Annotated in this window: 22 protein-coding genes; 10 read left to right on the top strand and 12 right to left on the bottom strand. The window is 50.5% G+C overall.

The window, feature by feature from the left end:
• Positions 1-131: 131 nt before the first annotated feature.
• The 5 genes from cmoB to AB8809_RS13545 form a co-directional block, all read right to left on the bottom strand.
• Positions 132-1,118: a tRNA 5-methoxyuridine(34)/uridine 5-oxyacetic acid(34) synthase CmoB gene (gene cmoB, locus AB8809_RS13565; RefSeq protein ID WP_349856321.1), complete on the bottom strand. Its 987-nt coding sequence runs from the start codon at positions 1,116-1,118 to the stop codon at positions 132-134.
• A complete protein-coding gene (gene cmoA, locus AB8809_RS13560) occupies positions 1,115-1,858 on the bottom strand; it encodes a carboxy-S-adenosyl-L-methionine synthase CmoA (RefSeq protein WP_043881918.1) in 744 nt (247 codons plus the stop codon). Before cmoA ends, cmoB begins: the two co-directional genes overlap by 4 nt.
• A gap of 173 nt (positions 1,859-2,031) precedes the next feature.
• Positions 2,032-2,427: an MAPEG family protein gene (locus tag AB8809_RS13555; protein WP_014915147.1), complete on the bottom strand. Its 396-nt coding sequence runs from the start codon at positions 2,425-2,427 to the stop codon at positions 2,032-2,034.
• Positions 2,428-2,579: 152 nt separating this feature from the next.
• Entirely contained in the window at positions 2,580-3,392 is an 813-nt protein-coding gene (locus tag AB8809_RS13550; protein ID WP_080516295.1) for a DUF72 domain-containing protein, read from the bottom strand.
• 91 nt (positions 3,393-3,483) lie between these two features.
• Positions 3,484-4,701: an EAL and HDOD domain-containing protein gene (locus AB8809_RS13545; protein WP_015840060.1), complete on the bottom strand. Its 1,218-nt coding sequence runs from the start codon at positions 4,699-4,701 to the stop codon at positions 3,484-3,486.
• Between the two features lie 474 nt (positions 4,702-5,175).
• On the opposite strand from AB8809_RS13545, the gene aspS reads away from it, so the two are divergent.
• The 6 genes from aspS to ruvB all read left to right on the top strand — a co-directional run bounded on the left by aspS (position 5,176) and on the right by ruvB (position 10,496).
• Positions 5,176-6,972, top strand: coding sequence for an aspartate--tRNA ligase (gene aspS, locus AB8809_RS13540; RefSeq protein WP_349856320.1), 1,797 nt, complete (start codon positions 5,176-5,178; stop codon positions 6,970-6,972).
• A 1-nt stretch (position 6,973) separates the two neighbouring features.
• Entirely contained in the window at positions 6,974-7,417 is a 444-nt protein-coding gene (gene nudB / locus AB8809_RS13535) for a dihydroneopterin triphosphate diphosphatase (protein ID WP_010275904.1), read from the top strand.
• A gap of 23 nt (positions 7,418-7,440) precedes the next feature.
• The gene (locus tag AB8809_RS13530) at positions 7,441-8,184 is read left to right on the top strand and encodes a YebC/PmpR family DNA-binding transcriptional regulator (RefSeq protein ID WP_015840062.1); all 744 of its coding nucleotides are present in this window, start codon (positions 7,441-7,443) and stop codon (positions 8,182-8,184) included.
• 63 nt (positions 8,185-8,247) lie between these two features.
• Complete coding sequence (gene ruvC, locus AB8809_RS13525; RefSeq protein WP_015840063.1) at positions 8,248-8,769, top strand: crossover junction endodeoxyribonuclease RuvC; 522 nt, start codon at positions 8,248-8,250, stop codon at positions 8,767-8,769.
• 91 nt (positions 8,770-8,860) lie between these two features.
• On the top strand, positions 8,861-9,478 hold the full coding sequence (gene ruvA / locus AB8809_RS13520; RefSeq protein WP_015840064.1) for a Holliday junction branch migration protein RuvA: 618 nt from the start codon (positions 8,861-8,863) through the stop codon (positions 9,476-9,478).
• Positions 9,479-9,485: 7 nt separating this feature from the next.
• Positions 9,486-10,496, top strand: coding sequence for a Holliday junction branch migration DNA helicase RuvB (gene ruvB, locus AB8809_RS13515; RefSeq protein ID WP_015840065.1), 1,011 nt, complete (start codon positions 9,486-9,488; stop codon positions 10,494-10,496).
• Positions 10,497-10,574: 78 nt separating this feature from the next.
• On the opposite strand, the gene AB8809_RS13510 is transcribed toward ruvB, so the two are convergent.
• The 3 genes from AB8809_RS13510 to AB8809_RS13500 form a co-directional block, all read right to left on the bottom strand.
• A complete protein-coding gene (locus AB8809_RS13510; RefSeq protein WP_349856319.1) occupies positions 10,575-11,954 on the bottom strand; it encodes a carbohydrate porin in 1,380 nt (459 codons plus the stop codon).
• Positions 11,955-12,121: 167 nt separating this feature from the next.
• Positions 12,122-12,427, bottom strand: coding sequence for a PTS lactose/cellobiose transporter subunit IIA (locus AB8809_RS13505; RefSeq protein ID WP_349856425.1), 306 nt, complete (start codon positions 12,425-12,427; stop codon positions 12,122-12,124).
• 165 nt (positions 12,428-12,592) lie between these two features.
• Entirely contained in the window at positions 12,593-13,921 is a 1,329-nt protein-coding gene (locus AB8809_RS13500) for a PTS sugar transporter subunit IIC (protein WP_015840068.1), read from the bottom strand.
• Positions 13,922-14,383: 462 nt separating this feature from the next.
• Between AB8809_RS13500 and AB8809_RS13495 the strand changes: the two genes are divergently transcribed.
• Positions 14,384-15,343, top strand: a complete 960-nt coding sequence (locus AB8809_RS13495) for a LacI family DNA-binding transcriptional regulator (protein ID WP_015840069.1) — start codon at positions 14,384-14,386, stop codon at positions 15,341-15,343.
• Between the two features lie 88 nt (positions 15,344-15,431).
• On the opposite strand, the gene znuB is transcribed toward AB8809_RS13495, so the two are convergent.
• The gene (gene znuB, locus AB8809_RS13490) at positions 15,432-16,217 is read right to left on the bottom strand and encodes a zinc ABC transporter permease subunit ZnuB (RefSeq protein ID WP_015840070.1); all 786 of its coding nucleotides are present in this window, start codon (positions 16,215-16,217) and stop codon (positions 15,432-15,434) included.
• Positions 16,214-16,972, bottom strand: coding sequence for a zinc ABC transporter ATP-binding protein ZnuC (gene znuC / locus AB8809_RS13485; protein WP_015840071.1), 759 nt, complete (start codon positions 16,970-16,972; stop codon positions 16,214-16,216). The genes znuB and znuC overlap by 4 nt, the downstream gene beginning before the upstream one ends.
• A 76-nt stretch (positions 16,973-17,048) precedes the next feature.
• On the opposite strand from znuC, the gene znuA reads away from it, so the two are divergent.
• The 3 genes from znuA to lpxM all read left to right on the top strand — a co-directional run bounded on the left by znuA (position 17,049) and on the right by lpxM (position 20,615).
• Positions 17,049-18,068: a zinc ABC transporter substrate-binding protein ZnuA gene (gene znuA, locus AB8809_RS13480; RefSeq protein WP_349856318.1), complete on the top strand. Its 1,020-nt coding sequence runs from the start codon at positions 17,049-17,051 to the stop codon at positions 18,066-18,068.
• Positions 18,069-18,080: 12 nt separating this feature from the next.
• Positions 18,081-19,403 carry a murein DD-endopeptidase MepM gene (gene mepM, locus AB8809_RS13475; protein WP_349856317.1) on the top strand — a complete coding sequence of 441 codons (1,323 nt, stop codon included), beginning with the start codon at positions 18,081-18,083 and terminating at the stop codon, positions 19,401-19,403.
• A 240-nt stretch (positions 19,404-19,643) separates the two neighbouring features.
• A complete protein-coding gene (lpxM, locus tag AB8809_RS13470) occupies positions 19,644-20,615 on the top strand; it encodes a lauroyl-Kdo(2)-lipid IV(A) myristoyltransferase (RefSeq protein ID WP_015840074.1) in 972 nt (323 codons plus the stop codon).
• 134 nt (positions 20,616-20,749) lie between these two features.
• Here lpxM and pyk read toward each other — a convergent pair whose 3' ends face one another.
• On the bottom strand, positions 20,750-22,192 hold the full coding sequence (gene pyk, locus AB8809_RS13465) for a pyruvate kinase (protein WP_349856316.1): 1,443 nt from the start codon (positions 22,190-22,192) through the stop codon (positions 20,750-20,752).
• A gap of 258 nt (positions 22,193-22,450) precedes the next feature.
• Positions 22,451-23,320 carry a MurR/RpiR family transcriptional regulator gene (locus tag AB8809_RS13460; protein WP_010275858.1) on the bottom strand — a complete coding sequence of 290 codons (870 nt, stop codon included), beginning with the start codon at positions 23,318-23,320 and terminating at the stop codon, positions 22,451-22,453.
• Positions 23,321-23,474 lie beyond the last annotated feature (154 nt).

The following is a 23,474-nucleotide window of genomic DNA, read 5'->3' as shown; positions in this document are numbered from 1 at the left end:
TGATAGATCGCATTGCTATAGATGCCACATCGTCATTCTTCAATTTTTGCCGCGCCGCATACCGATAGGTTTGCATGGCAAGTACCAAGCCCCAGTATATTGCTGGGGCTTTTTTTGTCGCATGCAGTAATTTAGGGTTGGTAGATGCCGGGTTTACGTGCAACCAAGACGGCGCGTACCGGTGCGGGGTAGCCTTCCACCGTTTTTGACGGATCCTCAGGATCGAGGAATTCCGCCAGAGACTCTGTGATCATCCAGTCTGTCCGGCGCTGTTCCTGCGTTGTTGTTGTGCAGACATCGACGACGCGGACATCAACAAAGCCGCATTTTTCAAGCCATGTGGTCAAGGCCGCAGCAGAAGGAATGAAATACACATTGCGCATTTGCGCGTAGCGTTCTCCCGGTACCAGTACCTGATTTTCATCGCCTTCAATGACCAGCGTTTCCAGCACCAGTTCACCCCCCGCCACCAGTTGATTCTTTAATTGCCACAGGTGATCGAGCGGGGAACGGCGGTGATACAGCACGCCCATCGAAAACACCGTGTCAAACGCAGCCAGTTCGGGGAGTTGCTCAATGCCGAGTGGTAAAACGTGCGCCCGCTGATCGTCACCGAGCAGTTTACGTACAGCTTCAAACTGGCATAAGAATAACTGCATAGGGTCGATACCGACCGCCATCGTGGCGCCTTCACCGACCATCCGCCACAGGTGATAGCCGCTGCCGCAGCCTACATCCAAAATCAGGCGATTCTTCAACGGGCTGATGTGCGGGAGTACACGCTGCCATTTCCAGTCAGAACGCCATTCCGTGTTGATATTCACACCGTAAAGCGAAAAGGGGCCTTTACGCCAAGGCATCAGGTTACGCAGCAGCTTTTCAATGCCTTCACGCTGACCCTCGGAAATATCAGGTTCCATGCGCGCTGTAACGCTGTCGTTCAAATCCAGAGTGGTTGGCGTCAGCGAGGGGAGATGTTCCAGCGAGTTAAACCAGAGTTTAAACTTACCGTGCAAGGATTCCTGCTGCCAACTGCTGAGCTGTGAAGGCAGCGTGTTAAGCCAGTGGCTGAGCGGGCCTTTTGCGATTTGCTGATAAAAATTGCCGAAATCGATCACGCCTTTTCCTCTGCTTTCACGGCTAATAACGAACCAAAATTAAAACATTGAAACCAAACTTCACTGTGCTCAAAACCGGCGTTTGCCAGCCGAGCCTTATGGGCTTCTACCGAATCGGTCAGCATGACGTTTTCCAACATACTGCGTTTCTGACTGATTTCTAACTCGCTGTAGCCATTTGCTCGTTTGAAGTCGAGGTGCATGTTAAACAGTAATTCGCCGACGTCTTTGTCCGTAAAATTGAATTTTTCAGAGAGGACAAGCACGCCGCCGGGATTTAATCCCTGATAAATACGTTCGATGAGCACCTGTCGCTGGGAAGGTTCCAGAAACTGAAGCGTAAAGTTCAGCACCACCATAGACGCATTTTCGATATCAATGTTCAGAATATCGGCTTCTATAATCTCGACGGGAGTGTCGGAACGAAAAGCGTCAATATGGCTGCGGCAGCGTTTCACCATGGCCGGGGAATTGTCTACCGCGATAATTTTGCAACCTGGAACATGGATATTGCGTCGCATCGACAGCGTAGCTGCACCCAGCGAGCATCCTAGATCGTAGACGTGGCTATCCGGGCGGACGAACCGTTCTGCCAACATGCCAATCATCGAGATGATGTTGGAATAGCCAGGTACAGAACGTTGGATCATATCGGGAAAGACGTCAGCAACGCGTTCGTCGAATGTCCAGTCGCCTAAATTGGCAATTGGCACAGAAAAAAGCATATCGCGGTTTGGCATGGCAGAAGGTGCACTGAGAGTGATAGTAATTAAAGAGGGCGTATTCTAGCAGAATACACCGTAGCCTTCACCTTCCACATTGTGTAGACGCATAGTGTGGACGCGTTTTTTGATTCCCGGGCGCATAAAGATTCGTACGACCGGGAGGGCAGGCATCGTTCTTGTTTCCGCTATCAATACAGCGTGAAAACCAGATCCCAGGGGAGATAATAGAGGTTTGCTGCAATCATCAGGATGAGTGAGGCATAGGTTGCCGCCATACCTGAACGCCGCCAGCGAAATTCACGGTGCCGGAGGCCGTAGTAGTGAACTAAACGTCCGGTAATCAATAAAATACCGCAAAAATGGATCATGATGATAAGGGCGCCGTTCATTTCCATCAGCACCAGCAAAATCGCCGCAATCGGGATATATTCGACCGCATTGCCATGTACCCGGATCGCCGTTTGCAATTCATAAAATCCGCCGTCGCCGTATGCAACGCGATACTGCATTCTGAGCTTCACAACATCAATAGACAGCTTTATCAACAAGATTGCGCCAAGCACGATATAGAGCGCACTTACCATGTTTTACTCCGTAACCTAACCGAAAACGGCTTGCAGAATAATAGCTTTCCCTAACGCAACTGTCGCCTGTAAAGGCCGATTTTTTTAGCGGAAATGCGTTGCGTTGCGAAAGGGTTTATAACCAAACGGGCTAACACCCGTCAGTTGGTGGATCAAAAGAGCGTCGCCTGCTGTGGCCAATCCGGTTGGGGTGGCAAGGTTGGGTCGATCTCGGCGAGTAACGGCCAAAGCTGTTGTGCCAGCGGCGGGGCATCACCGATATCCGGCGTGTGAATAAAAAAGAAAGGATTGGCTTCACGCCACTGCGGCAGCTTGTTACGCCATGACTCGAACCAGCGAAGATTTTCTTCCGGCGTTTCACTACCGATAAAGCGGATCAGCGGCTGTGTGGCCGTGAGCACGGCGTGTACCGGCACGCGAGGTTTCTTACGCTGGGCTTCACGCATCGCAGCACTGTCTGGCGCGGCATGATGAACCGGTCGACTGTCGAGAATTACGCGATTAATGCCACGCTGCTGTAGCCCCTGATTCAGTGCGCGCTCCTCATCGCCTTTGGCAAAAAACAGCGGATGACGAACTTCCACACCGTAGCCGAACCCCTGCGGCAAAGCATCAAGAAAACGCCACAGAACAGGCAACTGCGAGGGACCAAAGGCGGCAGGGAGTTGCAGCCAGAGCTGTCCGATACGGTGTTCAATCGGCTCCAGGCATTGATAAAAGAGGCTGACATCGCTGTCACAGTTTTGTAGGGCAGCCTTATGACTGATCGTTGAGGGAAACTTGAAGCAAAAACGAAAGTCGTCATGCGTCATATCACGCCAGCGTAAGACAACCTCGCGTGAAGGCAACGCATAAAAGGTCGTGTTCCCTTCCACGCAGGTAAAATAGCGGCTGTAATCGGCAAGATCGTTTAACCCCAACCGACTCCAGGCAGAATGCTGCCATTGTGGTAATCCGATGTACATCATCACACCATAACTTCATTGAGCTTCACGTAGGATGGCGGTGATTATCGCGTAATTGTCAGGACTGCGCGAGTGAGCCGAGAGAAATCGTTTATAAAATCTCATCCGCCCACTGTGTTGCCTCCATGATCATGGTGAAGAAGTTTTCTTCATCGATACCCAACTGGATTAAAAGTTGCTCAAGTTCTTCCCATTCTTGTTGTTCATATTTAGAAATTAACGTCAGATAAACCGCCAGCTCACCAGTATTTTCTAATAAGCTCTGGTTAATTTTTTCCGATAGGGCGATTTGCGAGAGCAATAGAGGCATCGGCGAATCTAATACGGCATCAAGCAGTGACAATAATCCGCACAAAAATGCATCGGTGGTATCCTCCTTCACATTAAAAGAGGCATACAATAATTCGAAGAATCTGGCGCGAATTAAGCTGGTACGATAAAGCTCGCTGGGTTTATTTTCGTTACTATTAGTAATGCTGATCAATGAGACAAAACGTTTAAGCTCCCGTTGTCCAAGCAGCATTGCCATGGAACGGAAAGACATTGATGTCGCGGTAATGCCAAAGCGGGTGTTGTATTTGATATTGGTGATGTGGCGCATCAATTTATAATAAAGCGAGAGATCGGCACAGACCAATTCTTCGATCGTGGCATAGTTGATTTCAGGCTTATTGACTTCTCTCAGTAGCCTGATGGTATTGCTGGAGTTATTGACCAGTTTTTTCGATCTGATCATTTCTGGATGGCTAAAAAAATACCCCTGAAATAGTGAGATACCCAGCTTTTTGCTTTGCAGATATTGCTCATGTGTTTCTACTTTTTCGGCCAGATAGGTTAATTTACGCTGTGCGGTTCTGTTGATGAAATTTTCAATATCACCAAACGTCGACAAGGTTAAATCAAATTTGATGATGTCGATGTAAGGCAAAAATCGATCCCAATCTGAATCCATCGAAAAATCATCCAGTGCAATTCTGAAGCCTTTTCTTTTTAGTTTTTTTACGGCGACAAAGAGATCGTTGTCGGGGATCGCATTTTCCAGAATCTCGATAACGACCTTTTCCTGTGGCAGGACTTCAGCCTGGCCGTTGATCAGCATCTGGTGGGGAAAATTAATATAGTAAGGCTGCTCAGCCACGGATTTTGTCAGCGGATTAGTTAAAAATTGATCGGAAATGAGCTGTGCGGTTGCAAACTCAGGACTGACGTCAGGAAATCTATTGGTGACGTCCATGCGAAAAAGGAGTTCGTAGGCAACGGTTTGGAGGTGTTGATTTAAAATAGGTTGGCGGGCAACAAATGAATACATAGTTGTTCTCCATGTAAACCATACGCATTTGCCAATAATGGGAATGCGTTTTTTATTAAAATTTTTATAAAAATAAGCAGTTACTTGGTAATTTTAGCAGGTTTTATTAAAAGAGAAGGTCGGTTTCCGTAAATCCTCACGCTGTGCGTATTGGTGAGTTCTGTCTCTTTGGGCTGAGGCGTCGCGGTTTTTCGGACGCTCACTTTTGCAACAACTCAGTGCTGATTGGTGAACATTTCGTTAACCGGAAAGGAAATTTCATAAAAAGAGTAGGCGGCTGCGTCGCAGAGCGTTACCTTCATGCTTATCGTTCGGGCGAATATCCTTTATAATAGCCGCCTTTTTTCACCGGACAGTAACCCAGAAAAACCATGCCGTGCAGCGAAAATGCCACTGTTTTTGTGCTGTGATCTACCGTGAAAAGTGATCTACCGTGAAACGTGTGAGCTGGCGGATGAGTAAAAGGACATCGTGATGCGTACTAATTATTGCGGGCAGTTGAATTCGTCCCATGTGGGCCAGGAAGTGACATTGTGCGGTTGGGTTAACCGCCGCCGCGATCTGGGTGGTTTGATTTTTATTGATATGCGTGACCGCGAAGGGCTGGTTCAGGTGTTTTTTGACCCAGACCGTCAGGACGCATTTAAACTGGCATCCGAGTTGCGTAACGAGTTCTGCATCCAACTTACCGGTGTAGTTCGCGCCCGTCCAGAAAGCCAAATCAACAAAGATATGGCGACGGGTGAAGTCGAGATTTTTGCCAACGCCCTGACGATCGTTAACCGCTCTGAAGCGCTGCCGTTGGATTCAAATCAAACCAACACTGAAGAAGCACGTCTCAAATACCGTTATCTCGATTTGCGCCGTCCTGAAATGGCGCAGCGCCTGAAAACGCGTGCCCGTATTACCAGTTTTGTTCGTCGATTTATGGATGAGCACGGCTTCCTGGATATCGAAACGCCAATGCTGACGAAGGCGACGCCGGAAGGCGCGCGCGACTATCTGGTGCCGAGCCGCGTACATAAAGGTAAATTTTATGCGCTGCCGCAGTCTCCACAGCTGTTCAAGCAGTTGCTGATGATGTCCGGTTTTGACCGTTACTATCAGATCGTCAAATGCTTCCGTGACGAAGACCTGCGTGCTGACAGACAGCCAGAATTTACCCAGATCGATGTGGAAACCTCTTTCATGACCGCGCCGCAGGTGCGTGAAGTGATGGAGAAGCTGGTGCGTGAACTGTGGCTGGACGTGAAAGGCGTCGATCTGGGCGATTTCCCGATCATGACGTTTGCAGAGGCGATGCGTCGTTTCGGTTCCGATAAGCCAGACCTGCGTAACCCGCTGGAACTGGTTGACGTTGCCGATCTGGTTAAAGACATCGACTTTAAAGTGTTCTCCGGCCCGGCAAACGATGCCAAAGGTCGCGTTGCCGCTATCCGCGTACCGGGTGGCGCACAGCTGAGCCGTAAGCAGATTGATGAATACGGCAAGTTTATTGAAATCTATGGCGCGAAAGGTTTGGCTTATATCAAGGTCAACGAGCGTGCTAAAGGTCTGGAAGGCGTTCAAAGCCCGGTAGCGAAATTCCTGAATGCAGACATGCTGTCAGCGTTGTTGGATCGTACTGCCGCGCACGATGGCGACATTCTGTTCTTTGGCGCAGACAGCGCGAAAGTGGTCACCGATGCGCTGGGCGCGCTGCGTCTCAAACTGGGCCGCGATTTGAACCTGACGAAAGACGACAGCTGGGAACCGCTGTGGGTCGTCGATTTCCCAATGTTTGAGGAAGATGGTGAAGGCGGGTTGGCTGCGATGCACCACCCGTTTACCGCGCCGCGTGACATGCTGCCTTCTGAGCTGGCTGCCAACCCGGTTTCGGCGATTGCCAATGCCTATGACATGGTGATTAACGGTTATGAAGTGGGCGGCGGCTCGGTGCGTATTCACAACGGTGACATGCAGCAAACTGTGTTCAGCATTCTGGGCATTACCGAACAAGAGCAGCGTGAGAAATTTGGCTTCCTGCTGGATGCGCTGAAATATGGTACGCCGCCGCATGCGGGTCTGGCGTTTGGCCTTGACCGTTTGGTGATGTTGCTGACGGGCACCGATAACATTCGTGATGTTATCGCCTTCCCGAAAACGACGGCAGCAGCGTGCCTGATGACGGAAGCGCCAAGTTTCGCCAACCCGGCCTCGCTGGAAGAGCTTGCCATTGCGGTTGTCGTGAAAGGGAAAGCGGCTCAGGATGGAAAATCCGAGAACGAATAAGATGGTATACAAGCGACCCGTTTCGGTTCTGGTGGTGATCTATGCCCGTGACACCGGACGGGTGCTGATGTTGCAACGGCGTGACGATCCCGAATTCTGGCAGTCGGTAACCGGCAGTATAGAAGAAGGGGAAAGCGCGCCGTATGCCGCACAGCGTGAAGTCAAAGAAGAAGTGAACATTGATATATCCGCGGAAGCGTTATCACTCTTTGATTGTCAGCGCTGTATTGAGTTTGAGCTATTTGCTCATTTGAGACGTCGCTATGCGCCGGGGGTTACGCACAATACCGAACACTGGTTTTGTCTGGCGTTACCTGCTGAGCGCGAGGTGCAATTATCCGAGCATCTTGCCTACCAGTGGTTGGATGTGCCCCACGCGGCACAGTTGACCAAGTCCTGGAGCAACCGGCAGGCGATTGAGGAATTTGTTATTTATCCGGCCTGAACAGGCTTTTTTCGGAGATTTTTATGGCAGGTCATAGTAAGTGGGCTAACACAAAGCATCGTAAAGCAGCACAGGACGCCAAACGCGGTAAAATCTTTACCAAGATTATCCGCGAACTGGTTACCGCAGCCCGTCTGGGCGGTGGCGATCCCGGTTCTAACCCGCGTCTGCGCGCAGCGATCGATAAAGCACTGTCCAACAACATGACGCGCGATACCCTGAACCGCGCGATTGCCCGTGGCGTCGGCGGTGACGAAGATGCCAACATGGAAACCATCATTTATGAAGGCTACGGCCCGGGCGGCACTGCTGTCATGGTGGAGTGCCTGAGTGACAACCGTAACCGTACCGTTTCCGAAGTGCGTCACGCGTTCACGAAGACGGGTGGGAATCTGGGGACTGATGGTTCCGTTTCATACCTTTTCACCAAGAAAGGCGTTATTTCTTACGCACCAGGCCTGGATGAAGATGCAGTGATGGATGCGGCGTTAGAAGCAGGTGCTGATGATGTCGTGACGTATGACGACGGTGCGATTGACGTCTTCACGCCGTGGGAAACGTTCGGTAACGTGAAAGATGCGTTGGATGCGGCGGGCCTGAAAGCCGAGTCAGCTGAAGTGTCGATGATTCCATCCACCAAGGCGGATATGGATGCGGAAACAGCACCGAAACTGATGCGTCTGATTGACATGCTGGAAGACTGCGACGATGTGCAGGAGGTTTACCATAACGGTGAAATCTCCGATGAGGTGGCTGAACTGCTGTAACGGCAGGTCGGTAATGCAAAGTAGAAGCAGTTACCCACACGCGCGAATCGACGGAGCGACACGATGACAATAATAGTTGGCATTGACCCCGGTTCTCGCGTGACGGGCTATGGCATTATCCGTCAGCAGGGGCGTCACCTGACGTATCTCGGCAGCGGTTGTATCCGTACCGTGGTGGATGATATGCCCACGCGGTTGAAGCTGATTTACGCTGGCGTCAGTGAAATCATTACGCAATTTCGCCCAGATTGTATGGCGATTGAGCAGGTTTTCATGGCGAAAAACCCGGATTCAGCCTTGAAGCTGGGGCAGGCGCGCGGTGTAGCTATCGTCGCGGGAGTCAATCAGGACCTACCCGTGTTTGAGTATGCGGCGCGTTTGGTTAAACAAACGGTGGTGGGAACGGGCGCGGCGGATAAAAAGCAGGTGCAGCATATGGTCCGCTCGCTGCTGAAACTGTCGGCCAGTCCGCAGGCGGACGCCGCCGATGCGTTGGCGATTGCCATCACTCATTGTCATTTTAACCAAAGCCTGCTGCGTACATCGGCGGCGAAAGTGAACCCGCTGGCAGGACGACTGCGCTGAAACAGGAGGCTGGATATTCATCCAGCCTTTTTTATGTTATATACTCGTCATACTTCAAGCCATTCATTCCCTAAGTAAAAGGAAGCGCAACGTGATAGGTCGTCTCAGAGGCATTATCCTGGAAAAACAGCCGCCGCAGGTGCTGATAGAAGCTAACGGCGTGGGTTACGAAGTCCATATGCCGATGACGTGCTTTTACGAACTCCCTGAGCTCAATCAGGAAGCGATTATCTTTACCCATTTCGTGGTCCGCGAAGATGCACAACTGCTGTTCGGTTTTAATGATAAGCAGGAGAGGGCGCTGTTCCGCGAGCTGATCAAAGTGAATGGCGTTGGACCGAAGCTGGCGCTGGCGATTCTCTCCGGGATGTCCGCGACGCAGTTTGTCAGCGCGGTTGAGCGCGAAGAAATCGGTGCGTTGATTAAACTTCCGGGCGTAGGTAAGAAAACGGCGGAAAGGTTGGTTGTTGAAATGAAAGATCGCTTCAAGGGCTTGAGCGGCGATCTGTTTAATCCGGTCAGCGATATTCCGCTGGCATCACCGGCGAGCGCAGAAAGCCGTGCCAGCGATCCCGAAGCGGAAGCCGCAGCAGCACTGGTTGCGCTGGGCTATAAACCGCAGGAAGCTAGCCGCATGATCTCCAAGATTGCGCGCCCTGAGGCCGACTGTGAAACCCTGATCAGGGATGCACTGCGCGCGGCGCTGTGAGGTATTCATGATAGAAGCCGATCGTTTAATTTCCGCTGACGCTATTCCTGAAGAAGAATTTCTCGACCGAGCGATGCGGCCTAAGCTGCTGAACGAATATGTGGGCCAGCCGCAGGTGCGTGAGCAGATGGAAATTTTCATTCAAGCCGCCCGCAAACGTGGGGATGCGCTGGATCATCTGCTGATTTTTGGTCCTCCCGGACTGGGTAAAACGACGTTGGCGAATATTGTCGCTAATGAGATGGGCGTGAATATGCGTACAACGTCGGGTCCGGTGTTGGAAAAAGCAGGCGATCTTGCTGCGCTGCTGACCAATCTCGAACCGCATGATGTGCTGTTCATTGATGAAATCCATCGCCTCTCGCCCGTAGTGGAAGAAGTGCTGTACCCGGCGATGGAAGATTACCAACTGGATATCATGATCGGCGAAGGGCCCGCGGCTCGCTCGATTAAACTCGACCTGCCTCCTTTCACACTGATTGGCGCAACGACGCGTGCGGGGTCGTTAACCTCGCCGCTGCGCGATCGTTTTGGCATTGTGCAACGTCTGGAGTTTTATAATGTGGCGGATTTGCAGTATATCGTTGGCCGCAGCGCACAGTGTCTGGGATTGGATCTGACGCCGGAAGGCTCCCTTGAAGTCGCCCGCCGCGCGCGGGGCACGCCGCGTATTGCTAATCGGCTATTGCGTCGGGTACGCGATTTTTCCGAGGTTAAATCGGAAGGGGCGATTACCGGAGTTGTGGCAACGCAGGCGCTGGATATGCTGGCGGTGGATACCGAAGGATTCGACTACATGGACCGTAAGCTGTTGTTGGCGATTATCGATAAATTCATGGGCGGTCCCGTCGGGCTGGACAATTTAGCGGCTGCCATTGGCGAAGAGCGTGAAACCATTGAAGACGTGCTGGAACCGTTTTTGATTCAGCAAGGGTTTATTCAGCGTACGCCGCGCGGTCGAATGGCGACGCAACATGCCTATCGGCATTTTGGCTTAACGCGCGAAGATTTGGGCTAACGAGTGACTCTACATAGCGCTTCATAGAGGTTTTGCCAGATTCAGGGAGACCACCGGAGTCTCCCTGAATGTATGTGATTAGAACCAGGCTTCCCACATTGCCCCGACGTTGAACGAATCGAGCTTCGTGTTGACGCCAGTCGTTGTCCGCGCGGTATGTTTGTTATCCACTTCCCCACCAGTCACATAGAAGCGCAGCATCGGTCTGAATTCCGGTCCCATGGCGATCGAGACATTCTGTGAAAGCGTCAGTTTCCACCCTTTGTTATCACCGCCCTGACCGTAATCCACGTGCTGATAGCCCGCTTCAAGCCAGGTAGAATGCACATCATTCCAGAAATACATGGGTCGAACGATGGCATTGTAGTTACGACGGTCGTCCTGACTCGCGGAGTCGTTCGAGTAGTCGTGGTAGGCAAGCAGATATTCGACCTGCGTCTGCGGTGTGAATTTGTATTTACCTTCAAAGCTGGCATAGAAGGTTTTCAGGTTATCCGTTTTGTTGTAAACGCTGTTGTCCGCATGATTCGAGTAGCGAGTAATAAATTGATTAAGGCTATTTTTGCCTGTGTGGCTCAAGACCGCACCGCCTTGCCAGGCTTTCAGGCGCGCATTGTTATCCACTGCTTTTGAATCAAAACCGTAGTTCGCGTACAACGCAAGATCTAACGCCCCCAGCTTAATGCCATGTATTTTGGAGGTCAGTGCGTAATTACCTTTATCGCCCGTGCCGGAGCCACCGGTACAGCTAATGCGTGAGGGGTTCGAATTATTGGTTATAACCTGAGGATTACAAGACTCTACGGCACCGACGGTCGCCACATCAAATTGAATACCACCAAGTTCAAAATTCTTTATCCCCGCCCCCTGACCGTCATGGTTCATCCAGAAATAGTCGTTGATACCTTGCTGTGGACGCTGGTGGAAATCACGCCCTGCCCAGAGGTAGGCATTTGGCTGGGAAGCAAAAAGGTTGGTGACGCCCGCATAGGCTTTTTTCAGGTTAACTTCGTCACCCCAGTGGTCGATCATCACGACCACATCCCAGATTGCGCCGTTGTCACTCTTGAAGGCCTTGGAAAGCTGGAATTCACCGCCGTTGCCTTCGTTGCCCAGACGACCCAGCGCGGAAGCACCATTGTAGGAGCCGTCAACCGCAACATATTTCTGGTCACCACTCTGGAATTGCGCACCATAGCGAGCATAACCGGTGAAATCGATCCCGTAGGGGATCGCCATATCAGGCGTCTTGGGGGCATCCGGCGTGGTCAGCGGATCGACTTGTTTACTGGCGATGGCGTCTAATTTGGCTTGACGCTCCGCCAGCGCTTTTTCTACTGCTTGAGCAACGATGCGATCTAATTGCTCCTGAGTAATTGTTTCTTGTGCGAATGCGGAACCGGAGCAAAGGGCAGCCAGAACCGCCAGCGTAACTGGAAGTTTTTTGCAATTTGTCATAATCATCTCAATTCGGTAAGTTATTTTCAGACAATAACCATCCCGTTCTGAGTAGCGTGAATAAAGACACGATGTTCAGAACAAGGTGATTGTTATTTTTTACAGCATCACGTAATTAAATAACTGACGTAATCGATCCTCCCTTTAAGAGGTATTTGTTATTTTTATTATTTCCGTTGATAAAGATGAATAATTTCTTCTGATAATTCTCGAGCAAGTAGTGATGTCATTAAATGATCTTGAGCGTGAACCATAATTAATGTCATCGGCTGTCTGGCTTCTCCTGCATCCTGTTCGATCAGTTGGGTCTGCATATGGTGAGCTTTACGCGCATAGCCATCAGCTTCTTTCAACAGATTTTTAGCTTCATCAATGTTGCCTCTACGTGCAGCGTGTAGTGCCTCAAAACACAGGCTACGTGACTGCCCCGCATTGACGATAATTTCCATTACTGCATCTTCTAATGTAATCATCATATGACCTATTTTATGTGACCGAATATTCGCAGCACATATATTTTTATGCCACGTTCTTAAATAGCATTCAGATCGCTGAATATGAATAATGAAAATAAATGACACTGAATGCTCTATTTCCTTCTTTATTTAATTCCTTTAGTTAGTTCTTTATCAATGTCATTAATTGCTCCTCACCGTTTTTGTCAGCGATAAATCACCCTGTATTTTTTTCTCTTCGGTTTTCAGTAATGACCGTTCGTAGGCTCGCAGGAACGGCAAATACATCAGTGCGGAAAATACCATGCACAGCAGGCACATAATGAGTGGACTGAAACTCCAGTTTGCGGCCCATGATGCGCCAATGGGGGCGGGGGTTGTCCATGGCGTGAGCGAGACGACCTGCGCTAGCCACCCCATTTTGGTCGCGGTGTAAGCCAATACGGCATTCACCATCGGTACGAAAACAAAGGGGATGAACAGCATCGGATTCATGATAATCGGCGCACCAAACATGATCGGTTCGTTGATGTTAAAGAAGCTCGGTACGACGCCCATTCTGCCAATGGTGCGTAAATGCGTGACCTTGCTGCGTAACAGCAGGAATGCCAGCGGTAGCGTCGAACCGACGCCGCCAATCAACAGGTAGTGATCCCAAAAACCCTGTAAATAGATATGCGGCAGTACTTCACCGGCTGCCAGCGCGGCTTGATTTACGGCCAGATTGGTCATCCAGAATGGATTCATGATGCCTGTGACAATCAGCGAACCGTGGATCCCCGAAAACCAGAAAAGCTGGCACAGCAGCACAGACAGAAGAATGGCAGGCAGCGAGTCTGAGGCGGACACCAGCGGTGCCAGCAGGTGCATAATCGCTTCGGGAATGATCATGCCCGTTTGCGCTTCAATGAAAAGATTGAGCGGGTGCAGCGTTGCGACAATCACCAACACGGGAATGAGGATTTCAAACGAACGGGCGACACCCGTCGGCACTTCTTTCGGTAAGCGAATGGTAATGTTGTGTTGTTTAAGCGCTGCATAAACACGGGTGGCGTAGATGGAGGTCAATAAAGCGGTGAAGATCCCTTGTCCTGACAGATACTCGGTAGAGATTTTGTCATCGGCGTAAGGGGCGGCGACGAGCAGGAAAGCCATAAATGCCAGCAAGCCAGACATGACGGAATCGAGATTAAATTGTCGTCCCAGACTGGCACCCACGCCCACGGAGATGAAAAATGTCATCACGCCCATACTGAGCTCAAAAGGCAGCATCAGTTCTGCGCGGTAGGTGATAGAGAAATCCAGCCAGGTACGAGCAAATCCGACAGTCGTATCGGCAGAGAAGGGAGGGAAAATAAACACCAGCATAAATGAGCCGATGATCATAAAAGGGAGCGCGGCGGTAAAGCCATCGCGGATAGCGATCACATATTTTTGTTGCCCTAAACGTCCGGCCAGCGGGGTAATCGATTGTTCGATCGCGGCAATCGTTGATTGATATAAGGAACTCATGTGAACACCTTTTTCATGTGTCGCCGTAACAGCGACAGATCGTCATCAAGTATGTTACCGCCACGACTATTCCATAACACATTGAATAAAAATGTGTTCTTAGGGTTCTATGCGTGGCGGCCTGTTATGATCGTGAGCCTATACCCGTCATTTTTCTTCCGCGGCGGACCGCATTTTCCGCTAAACAGAATGTAAAAAGTTATTGCTAGTATGATTGGATATCATATGGAAACCGTTTTCCATGCAAAGAAAAGAGAAGTGTGATGACCGTCAATATGTGATGGTTTCTGGCGATATTAATTAGATTTACATCACATCTTATTGGTATGAATACGTATTGGATGTCAAACGGATAATCGGTTTCCATGCTGGATGGAAAGGGTTATACTGCAAAGTAATACAATGCGCTGTGGGTGTTCAGGGTTTTTTGAGTCGGATTTAGCGTTTTCCAGGGGCAAATAGATGTCTACAATCAACGATGTATCGCGTTTAGCTGGGGTGTCCAAAGCCACAGTCTCCCGGGTGTTGAGTGGTTCACGCGGCGTAAAGGAAGCCAGCCGTCTTGCGGTGTTAAAAGCGGTTGATGAGCTTAAATATCGGCCGAACGTCATCGCTCAATCTCTGCTGAGTCAGTCAACGGGCTGTATTGGTGTGATCTGCGCGCAGGACAACATTAACCAGACGACCGGCTATCTTTATGCGCTGGAAAAACACTTTAGCCGGCATCAAAAGCATCTTTTGTTACGGTTTGCCAGCAGTAGGTCAGAAGTCATGAGCGTGCTTGATGAGCTGAGCAGCGGCCTGTGTGATGACATTTTAGTCATCGGCGCGCGCTTCCCGCTGAATCTGCCCGACAAGAACATTATTCTGATCGATTGTATGGAGACGGACACCGCAAACAGCCTGCAATTCGATCACGCTTTCGCCACGGAAACGGCATGTAATTACTTGATTCGACAAGGCAGGCGACAAATCGCGCTGATTAATCCCGCCGCCAGCAGTTCAGCGGAGCAGGTGCTTTTAGGGTACAAGCGGGCGCTGGAAAATAATTTCTTGCCGTTTAACCGCAACCTGATTTTTATGGATGCGTCTTCATCGTCGTCGGTGGCGCTGCAAGTGTTGCTCAATAACAGCACGACGCTGAATTTCAATGCGCTTCTGGTCGCAGATGAGCAGGAAGCCAAACGTGTAATTACACAGCTTCAGGCGTTTAATAAATCAGTGCCAAAAGACATCATGGTATTCAGTCTGGCAGGGTCTCTCGATATTCCTGGCATTCCGGCGATACCGGCCATTGAATATTCGATGGATGCGATAGCGGCCAGAATCGTGTCCTGGCTTAATGAGAAAACGCAGGACGTGCTGGGCTCGTATGTCTTGCGCGGTGATTTAATCATTCCAGATATGGCGAACCGGAAATAAACGCGTTTTTCACCATCTTCAAAATATAAAGCCCTTCTGGACATGGTACTCAGAAGGGCTTTTCCTTTTAATTTGTGCTACTGACTGGCTAGGCGGGCTGTCGCTTAAGCAGGCTGACAATAAACAGCAGCGAGGCGCACAGCACTACGGATGGCCCGGCTGGCGTATTGTAGCCAGCCGAGAAGGCCAGTCCGCCCGTCACGGCAATCATGCCAACAATAACCGCGATACTTGCCATTTGTTCCGGTGTCCGCGCGAATCGTCTGGCGCTGGCTGCGGGAATAATCAGCAGTGACGTAATGATCAGCGCACCAACAAATTTCATGGCAATGCCGATCGTTAATGCGGTGGTCAGCATCAAAAGCAGTTTGGTGCGCTGTAGCTTCACGCCGTCGACGTGTGCCAGCTCCGGACTAATCGTCATGGAAAGCAGCGCGCGCCATTGCCAACGCATAATAGCAACAACGACGATCACACCAGAACCGATGACCCACAGATCTTCTGTCGTGACGGAGAGCAAATCGCCAAACAGGTAAGCCATCAAATCCACGCGCACGTTGTTCATCAGGCTAACGACAACCAATCCAAGCGATAAAGCGCTGTGTGCCATGATGCCGAGTAATGTATCGACGGCCAGATAAGGACGCCGCTCCAGCCAGACAAGCCCCAATGCCAGAATGAGCGTCACGGCGATGACGGCAGCAAATAGGTTGATGTTCAGCAGCAGGCCGAAGGCGACGCCGAGTAAGGATGCGTGCGCCAGCGTATCACCGAAGTAAGACATCCGCCGCCAAACGACGAATGAACCAAGCGGGCCTGCCGCAATAGCCAACAATATCCCCGCCAGCCAACCTGGAAACAGCAGTTCGATCATGCGTCGTTTCCGCCTTGTCTTTTCAGAATGATACGTCCTTGTAGATCGTGACGATGATTATGATGGTGGCGATAAATCGCCAATTGCTCCGCGCCGCGGTGGCCAAACATCGCTAAGAATTCTGGGTGAAGGGAAACGACCTCAGGCGTGCCGGAACAACAAACATGTTGATTAAGGCACAGGACTTCATCGGTTTTCGCCATCACCAAATGCAGATCGTGCGAAACCATTAACACGCCGCAGTGGAATTCCTGCCGCAGCTGGTTGATGAGATCGTACAGCGCCATTTGTCCGTTGACGTCGACACCCTGTGTCGGTTCATCAAGAACCAGGAGTTGAGGCTGGTTGAGCAGTGCGCGTGCTAACAGTACGCGTTGGGTTTCGCCGCCTGAGAGTTTCTGCATCGGTTGTTCCAGCAGGTGTGCCGCCTGAACGCGCTTAAGTGCAGGTAAAATATCCTGCTTTTTCACGCCGGGACGCAGTTGCATAAAGCGGCTGACGGTCAACGGCAGCGTGGTATCCAGATGCAACTTCTGTGGAACGTAGCCGATACGCAGCGCGGGATCGCGGACCAGCGAGCCGGAAGTCGGGGAAAGTAGCCCCAGCACTACGCGCACTAACGTTGATTTCCCTGCGCCATTCGGTCCCAGCAGCGTCAGAATTCGACCTGCCTGCAAGGTAAGAGAAATATCTGACAAGACCTTCCGGCTGCCAAATGTAACTGAAATATTATTGAGTGATACCAATGTGGACATAGAATTCGGTTTGCACAACCCATGTGACGTTATATTATAACAAACAATACGATAAAAATCGATGGGATCGACTTTCATGCAGCTATCTATTCAACAAAAAAAATGTATTCAGCAGAAAAAATGGTTAAAAAGTGTGTTTGTTGCCAGCGCGCTACTCGCGAGCGGGATGTCAATCAGCGCGGCCTCTGCTGCGGTCATTACTTCAATTCGTCCGCTAGGATTCATTGCGTCGGCGATTGCCGATGGCGTAACGCCAACGGAGGTTTTGTTACCGGATGGCGCATCGCCCCACGATTATGCCTTGCGCCCGTCTGATGTCCAGCGTTTACAGTCCGCCGATCTGGTGATTTGGGTTGGGCCGGAAATGGAAGCTTTCCTCGGGAAGCCGTTAGCGAAAATTTCACCTGCGAAGCAGATCGCACTTTCCGCACTGCCAGCCATTAAATCTGAGCTGGAAAAAGACGCCGGGCACGATCATGAGAGTGAACATGAACCTGCGCATGATGACCATGAAAAAGGCCACGATCATAGCCATGCCGCCCATGATGATGGCGACGATGGCCACCATCATGGCGAGTACAATATGCACATTTGGCTGTCGCCGGAGATGACAAAACAGGCGGCAATTGCCATTCATGCAAAATTATTGGAACTTATGCCTCAGAATAAGGACAAACTAGACGCGAATCTGCTTTATTTCACGGATAAAATCGCGCAAGCAGATGAAAAAATTGTTAAGATGCTAGCGCCTGTGCAGGGTAAAGGCTATTTCGTGTTCCATGATGCCTATGGCTATTTTGAGAAACACTATGGGTTAAGTCCCCTGGGTTACTTCACGGTGAACCCCGAAATCCAACCCGGTGCACAGCGTTTACATCAAATACGAACACAGTTGGTTGAGCATAAAGCCGTATGCGTTTTTGCTGAACCACAATTCAGGCCAGCCGTTATTAATGCTGTTGCCAAGGGAACCGACGTGCGCTCGGGTGTGCTCGATCCATTGGGAAGCACTATTGCACTGGGTAGAGATAGCTATGCCGATTTCTTGTTGCAGCTATCGAACCAGTATGTGAGCTGTCTGGAGGAAAAATCATGAGGATACGAATAAGTGCAGCAGATAGTCCGAACTATCGCTCTGGCGTATAACAGCTTACCTCGACCCCATCGCGTCATGCTGGGGTCGCTTACTGTTGTAACATTGGCCGTTGCTGTTTGGCGGCCTTTTGTTTATCCCCACGTCGATGATGCGCCTGTCATCGTGAAAGATATCGACCTGGAAACCAGCCAACTGCGTACGCTAACGCCAGAAGCCAGTGAACCGATAGACCAACCCTCCCCGGATGACGACGTTCCACAAGATGAGCTAGACGATAAGGTGGCCGATGAAGGCGGCGTACATGAGTACGTGGTGTCTACGGGCGATACCTTAAGCAGCATTTTGACGCAATATGGTATCGATATTGCGGATGTCACCCAGCTCGCCGATCAGAATAAAGATTTACGGAACCTGAAAATCGGTCAACAAATCTCATGGGTACTGGGAGAAAATGGCGATCTGCAAAGCTTGACCTGGCAGATGTCCCGCCGTGAAACACGTATTTATGAACGCGTGGGTACTGATTTCAAAGAGCGTATTGAGACGCTGAAAGGCGAGTGGCGCAACAGTGTTCTGAATGGTCGGGTGAGTGGTAGCTTTGTTAGCAGTGCAAAAAACGCCGGTTTGACCAGCACCGAAGTGCGTGAAGTCATCAAAGCACTTCAGTGGCAGTTGGATTTCCGTAAATTACGCAAAGACGATACCTTCTCCGTACTGATGTCCCGCGAAATGCTCGATGGTAAAAGTGAGCAGAGTGAACTGGTCGGCGTGCGTCTGAATACCGGTGGTAAAGATTATTACGCCATTCGCGCGGAAGACGGCAAATTCTACGATCGCGAAGGTTCCGGTCTGACGCGTGGCTTTATGCGTTTTCCAACGATGAAACAGTTCCGTATTTCCTCCAACTTCAATCCACGTCGTTTGAACCCGGTGACAGGGCGCGTCGCACCGCATAAAGGTGTCGATTTCGCCATGCCGGTCGGTTCGCCAGTTTTGGCCGTTGGGGATGGTGAAGTGGTGATTGCGAAGCGAAGTGGCGCGGCGGGTAATTATGTCGTGATTCGCCACGGTCGTCAGTATACGACGCGGTTTATGCATCTCAACCGTATATTGGTTAAACCTGGGCAGAAAGTGAAACGTGGCGATCGCATCGGATTGTCCGGTAATACAGGTCGTTCCACTGGTCCTCATCTGCACTACGAACTTTGGATCAACCAGCAAGCGGTGAATCCGCTAACGGCTCAGTTGCCACGTTCTGAAGGGCTGGCAGGTAAAGAACGTCGTGATTATCTGGCGCAGGTGAAGGAAGTCGTACCGCAGCTTAAGTTTGATTAACCATATCCGTCATACTTCAAGCTGCTTGTGCGTTGGCCGCCTTCATGCAACTTGAATTATTTAGGATAGATATACTGCATGTTATGCCGGTGGCTTGCTGCCGGCATTTTCATTTATAGAGTACGGTTCCTGATTTTTTATTGTCGCGCAGGTATGTTTTTGCGTAATTGTCGGCGGGTGTTGCCAAACGCGGGGTGGCAATTATGATTATGTTTATTGATTGAGCTGAAGAGTTTAGGCATGGAAAAAGAAAAAAAATCGAACGCTGAATTTGTTCCCCAGTTTGAACGCGCCTTTTTTCATCCGCGCTATTGGGGCGTTTGGTTAGGCGTAGGGGTAATGGCGCTGGCTGCCTATATTCCTGCGCGGTTAAGAAACCCGGTGCTGGGTGGGTTAGGGCGTTTTGTCGGGAGAATATCAAAAGGCGCACGCCGCCGTGCCCGCATTAACCTGCTGTACTGTATGCCGGAGTTAACGGAAGCACAGCGCGAAGCCATCATTGATGACATGTTTGCGACGGCTCCTCAGTCGATGATCATGATGGTGGAAGTGGGGATTCGTAACCCGAAGAAAATCGAGAAATATGTTCGCTGGCATGGCGAAGACATTCTGGATCGTATTAAAGAACAAGATAAGAATGTGATTTTTCTGGTTCCGCACGGCTGGGGCGTCGATATCCCTGCGATGTTGCTGACCTCGCGTGGGCAGCGTATGGCGGCGATGTTCCACAATCAGAAGAACGCGCTGGTGGATTACTGGTGGAATCGGTTACGCCGTCGTTTTGGTGGTCGTATCCATGCTCGTAACGACGGTATTAAACCGTTTATCAGCTCCGTGCGTTCTGGATGCTGGGGTTATTACCTTCCCGATCAGGATCACGGCCCTGAACATAGCGAGTTTGTTGATTTCTTTGCGACCTATAAGGCAACGCTGCCTGCTGTCGGACGACTGATGAAAGTATGCCGTGCGGATATCATTCCACTGTTCCCGGTATATAACGCTAAAGACGGCTGCCTGGATGTGTATATTCGCCCGCCGATGGATGATTTGGCCGAAGCGGATGACGCCTATATTGCGCGACGCATGAATGAAGAAGTGGAAATTTTGGTCAGGCCGAATCCTGAGCAATACACCTGGATTCTGAAGCTGTTGAAAACCCGCAAACCGGGTGAGATTGAACCGTACTGTCGGGATGATTTATACCGCAACTAGTTTATATCGCGTCACTAAGAGCAAGATAGACGGCGATAGTAAATAGAACGATAGATAAAAAAGCCGGGCGAGAAATCGTCCGGCTTTTTACTGGAATGAACCGTCTGCCTGCTAGCGAACGGTTATGCCAAGGGTTATTCCACGCGCAGGATGCGGATCGTGTTAGTGGTGCCTACGGTACCCATGATGTCGCCCTGTGTGACGATAACCAGATCCCCAGACATCAGGAATCCTTTATCGCGCAGTCGAATCACCGCATCATTAGCGGCAGCCACACCGTCCGTGTAGCTATCGAAATGCACGGGGGTGACGCCACGGTATAGTGCTGTCAGGTTCAGCGTTTGCTCATGGCGAGACATGGCAAAAATTGGCAGCCCTGAACTGATACGGGACATCATCAGCGCGGTGCGACCTGATTCCGTCATGGCAATCAGCGCCGTAACCCCTTTCAGGTGGTTGGCGGCATACATGGCCGACATCGCGATGGATTCTTCCGTGTTATCAAACAGTACGTCAAGGCGGTGCTTGGAGACGTTGATGCTTGGAATTTTCTCCGCGCCTAAGCAGACTTTTGCCATGGCGGCGACGGTTTCAGCCGGATATTGACCCGCAGCGGTTTCTGCTGACAGCATGACCGCATCGGTGCCATCTAACACGGCGTTGGCGACGTCCATCACCTCTGCGCGCGTTGGCATCGGGTTGGTGATCATCGATTCCATCATCTGCGTGGCGGTAATGACCGCACGGTTTAGCTGACGAGCGCGACGAATCAATTTCTTCTGAATACCTACCAGCTCTGGATCGCCGATTTCAACGCCCAGATCGCCCCTCGCTACCATCACCACGTCGGAAGCCAGAATAATGTCATCCATCGCAGCATCTGAGCAGACGGCTTCAGCGCGTTCAACTTTGGATACGATCTTGGCGTTACAGCCAGCATCGCGCGCGAGGCGGCGTGCGTAGTTGAGGTCTTCACCAGTACGAGGGAAAGAGACGGCCAGATAGTCGACGCCAATTTTTGCGGCAGTAATAATGTCGGCTTTATCTTTTTCCGTCAGCGCTTCGGCAGACAGACCGCCGCCGAGTTTGTTGATGCCTTTGTTGTTAGACAGCGGACCGCCAACGGTGACTTCGGTATAAACTTTCAGGCCTTCAACCTGAAGCACTTTCAACTGCACCCGGCCGTCATCCAGTAACAGGATATCGCCAGGTACTACGTCACTCGGCAAGCCTTTGTAATCGATCCCGACTTTTTCTTTATCGCCTTCGCCTTTCGCCAGATTGGCATCCAGCAAGAATTTGTCGCCGACATTCAGGAAAATTTTACCTTCTTTGAAGGTAGAAACACGAATCTTAGGCCCCTGTAGATCGCCAAGAATGGCAACATGGCGGCCTAATTTAGCCGCAATTTCACGAACTTTGTTGGCACGTAATTGATGATCTTCTGGTGTGCCGTGAGAAAAATTCATGCGTACTACGTTAGCGCCCGCGTTGATAATCTTTTCGAGATTATTATCGCGGTCGGTAGCGGGCCCCAGGGTGGTTACAATTTTGGTTCTTCTGAGCCGTCTGGACATGTATAACTCCGTTCACTTGTGAAGCTGTAGTGTTGCGATTAAGCGTCGAATAACGGTGCAAAATGTCACTTTACAACAAAACTATTTCACCTGCGTTATCCGAACATCGTGTTGAGTCTGATTATCATACTGTACAGGTAATCCCCACCATCTTTCCATGCCTGTAGTCTTTGGCCATATAAAGATGAAGCGGGTAGATGATACCGCTCATTTTTCATAGATATAACTAAAAACAAAGCACAACGTAAAACTTAGCGATCACCTGAAAGGGTTAATCAATCGCTCGTCTTTATCAAAGCGAGATTCGCGCAAGGCCTCTTTGACTCGTTTCAGGTTATCACGAAATTTTTCGCCGCGGCGTAGCGTGAATCCTGTCGCCAGAACGTCGATCAGCGTCAGTTGGGCGATACGGGACACCATCGGCATATAGACATCGGTATCTTCAGGCACATCAAGCCGCAATGCCAGCGAGGCTTCACGCGCCAGCGGGGTACCGTCTGAGGTGATCGCGATAACGGTCGCGTCGTTCTCACGCGCGAGCTGTGCCATTTCAACCAGACTTTTGGTTCTGCCCGTGTGGGAGATCAATACCACGACGTCGCCGTCGCTCGAGTTCATGCAGCTCATGCGCTGCATCACAATGTCATCGAAATAAACGACGGGGATATTGAAGCGGAAAAATTTGTTCATCGCATCGTGTGCGACAGCAGCAGAAGCGCCCAGACCGAAGAAAGAAATTTTTTTCGCCTGCGTCAGCAAGTCCACGGCGCGGTTGACGGCGGTGACATCCAGACTGGATTTCACCTGTTCCAGGCCAGCCATTGCGGATTCAAAGATTTTACTGGTATAGGCATCAACGCTGTCATCTTCTTCAACGTTGCGGTTCACATAGGGTGTACCGTTTGCCAGACTTTGAGCCAGATGTAGTTTAAAATCGGGAAAACCTTTCGTTTCAAGGCGACGACAGAAACGATTAACCGTTGGTTCGCTGACGTCGGCCATTTTGGCTAAGGTCGCGATGCTGGAGTGAATGGCTGTCTGTGGAGTGCTCAGGATCACTTCAGCAACTTTTCTTTCCGATTTGCTCAAGAGTTCTAGGTGACTCTGGATTTTTTCCAGCATATTCATACGACAAGGACCATGTAAGTTTTTTCCAATTTCAACTAAAGGTACAACTGGCGGTATTACGTGAAAAAATGCTACGTGAAAAAATGCAAGTCGTGAAAATATACTACGACCCTGTAGTGGTTGGCAGAGGGCAACACGCTAAGTTGGGTCCTTT

The sequence above is a fragment of the Pectobacterium aroidearum genome, from assembly GCF_041228105.1.
Lineage (GTDB): Bacteria > Pseudomonadota > Gammaproteobacteria > Enterobacterales > Enterobacteriaceae > Pectobacterium > Pectobacterium aroidearum.
This window is presented reverse-complemented; position numbering and strand designations above follow the sequence as displayed.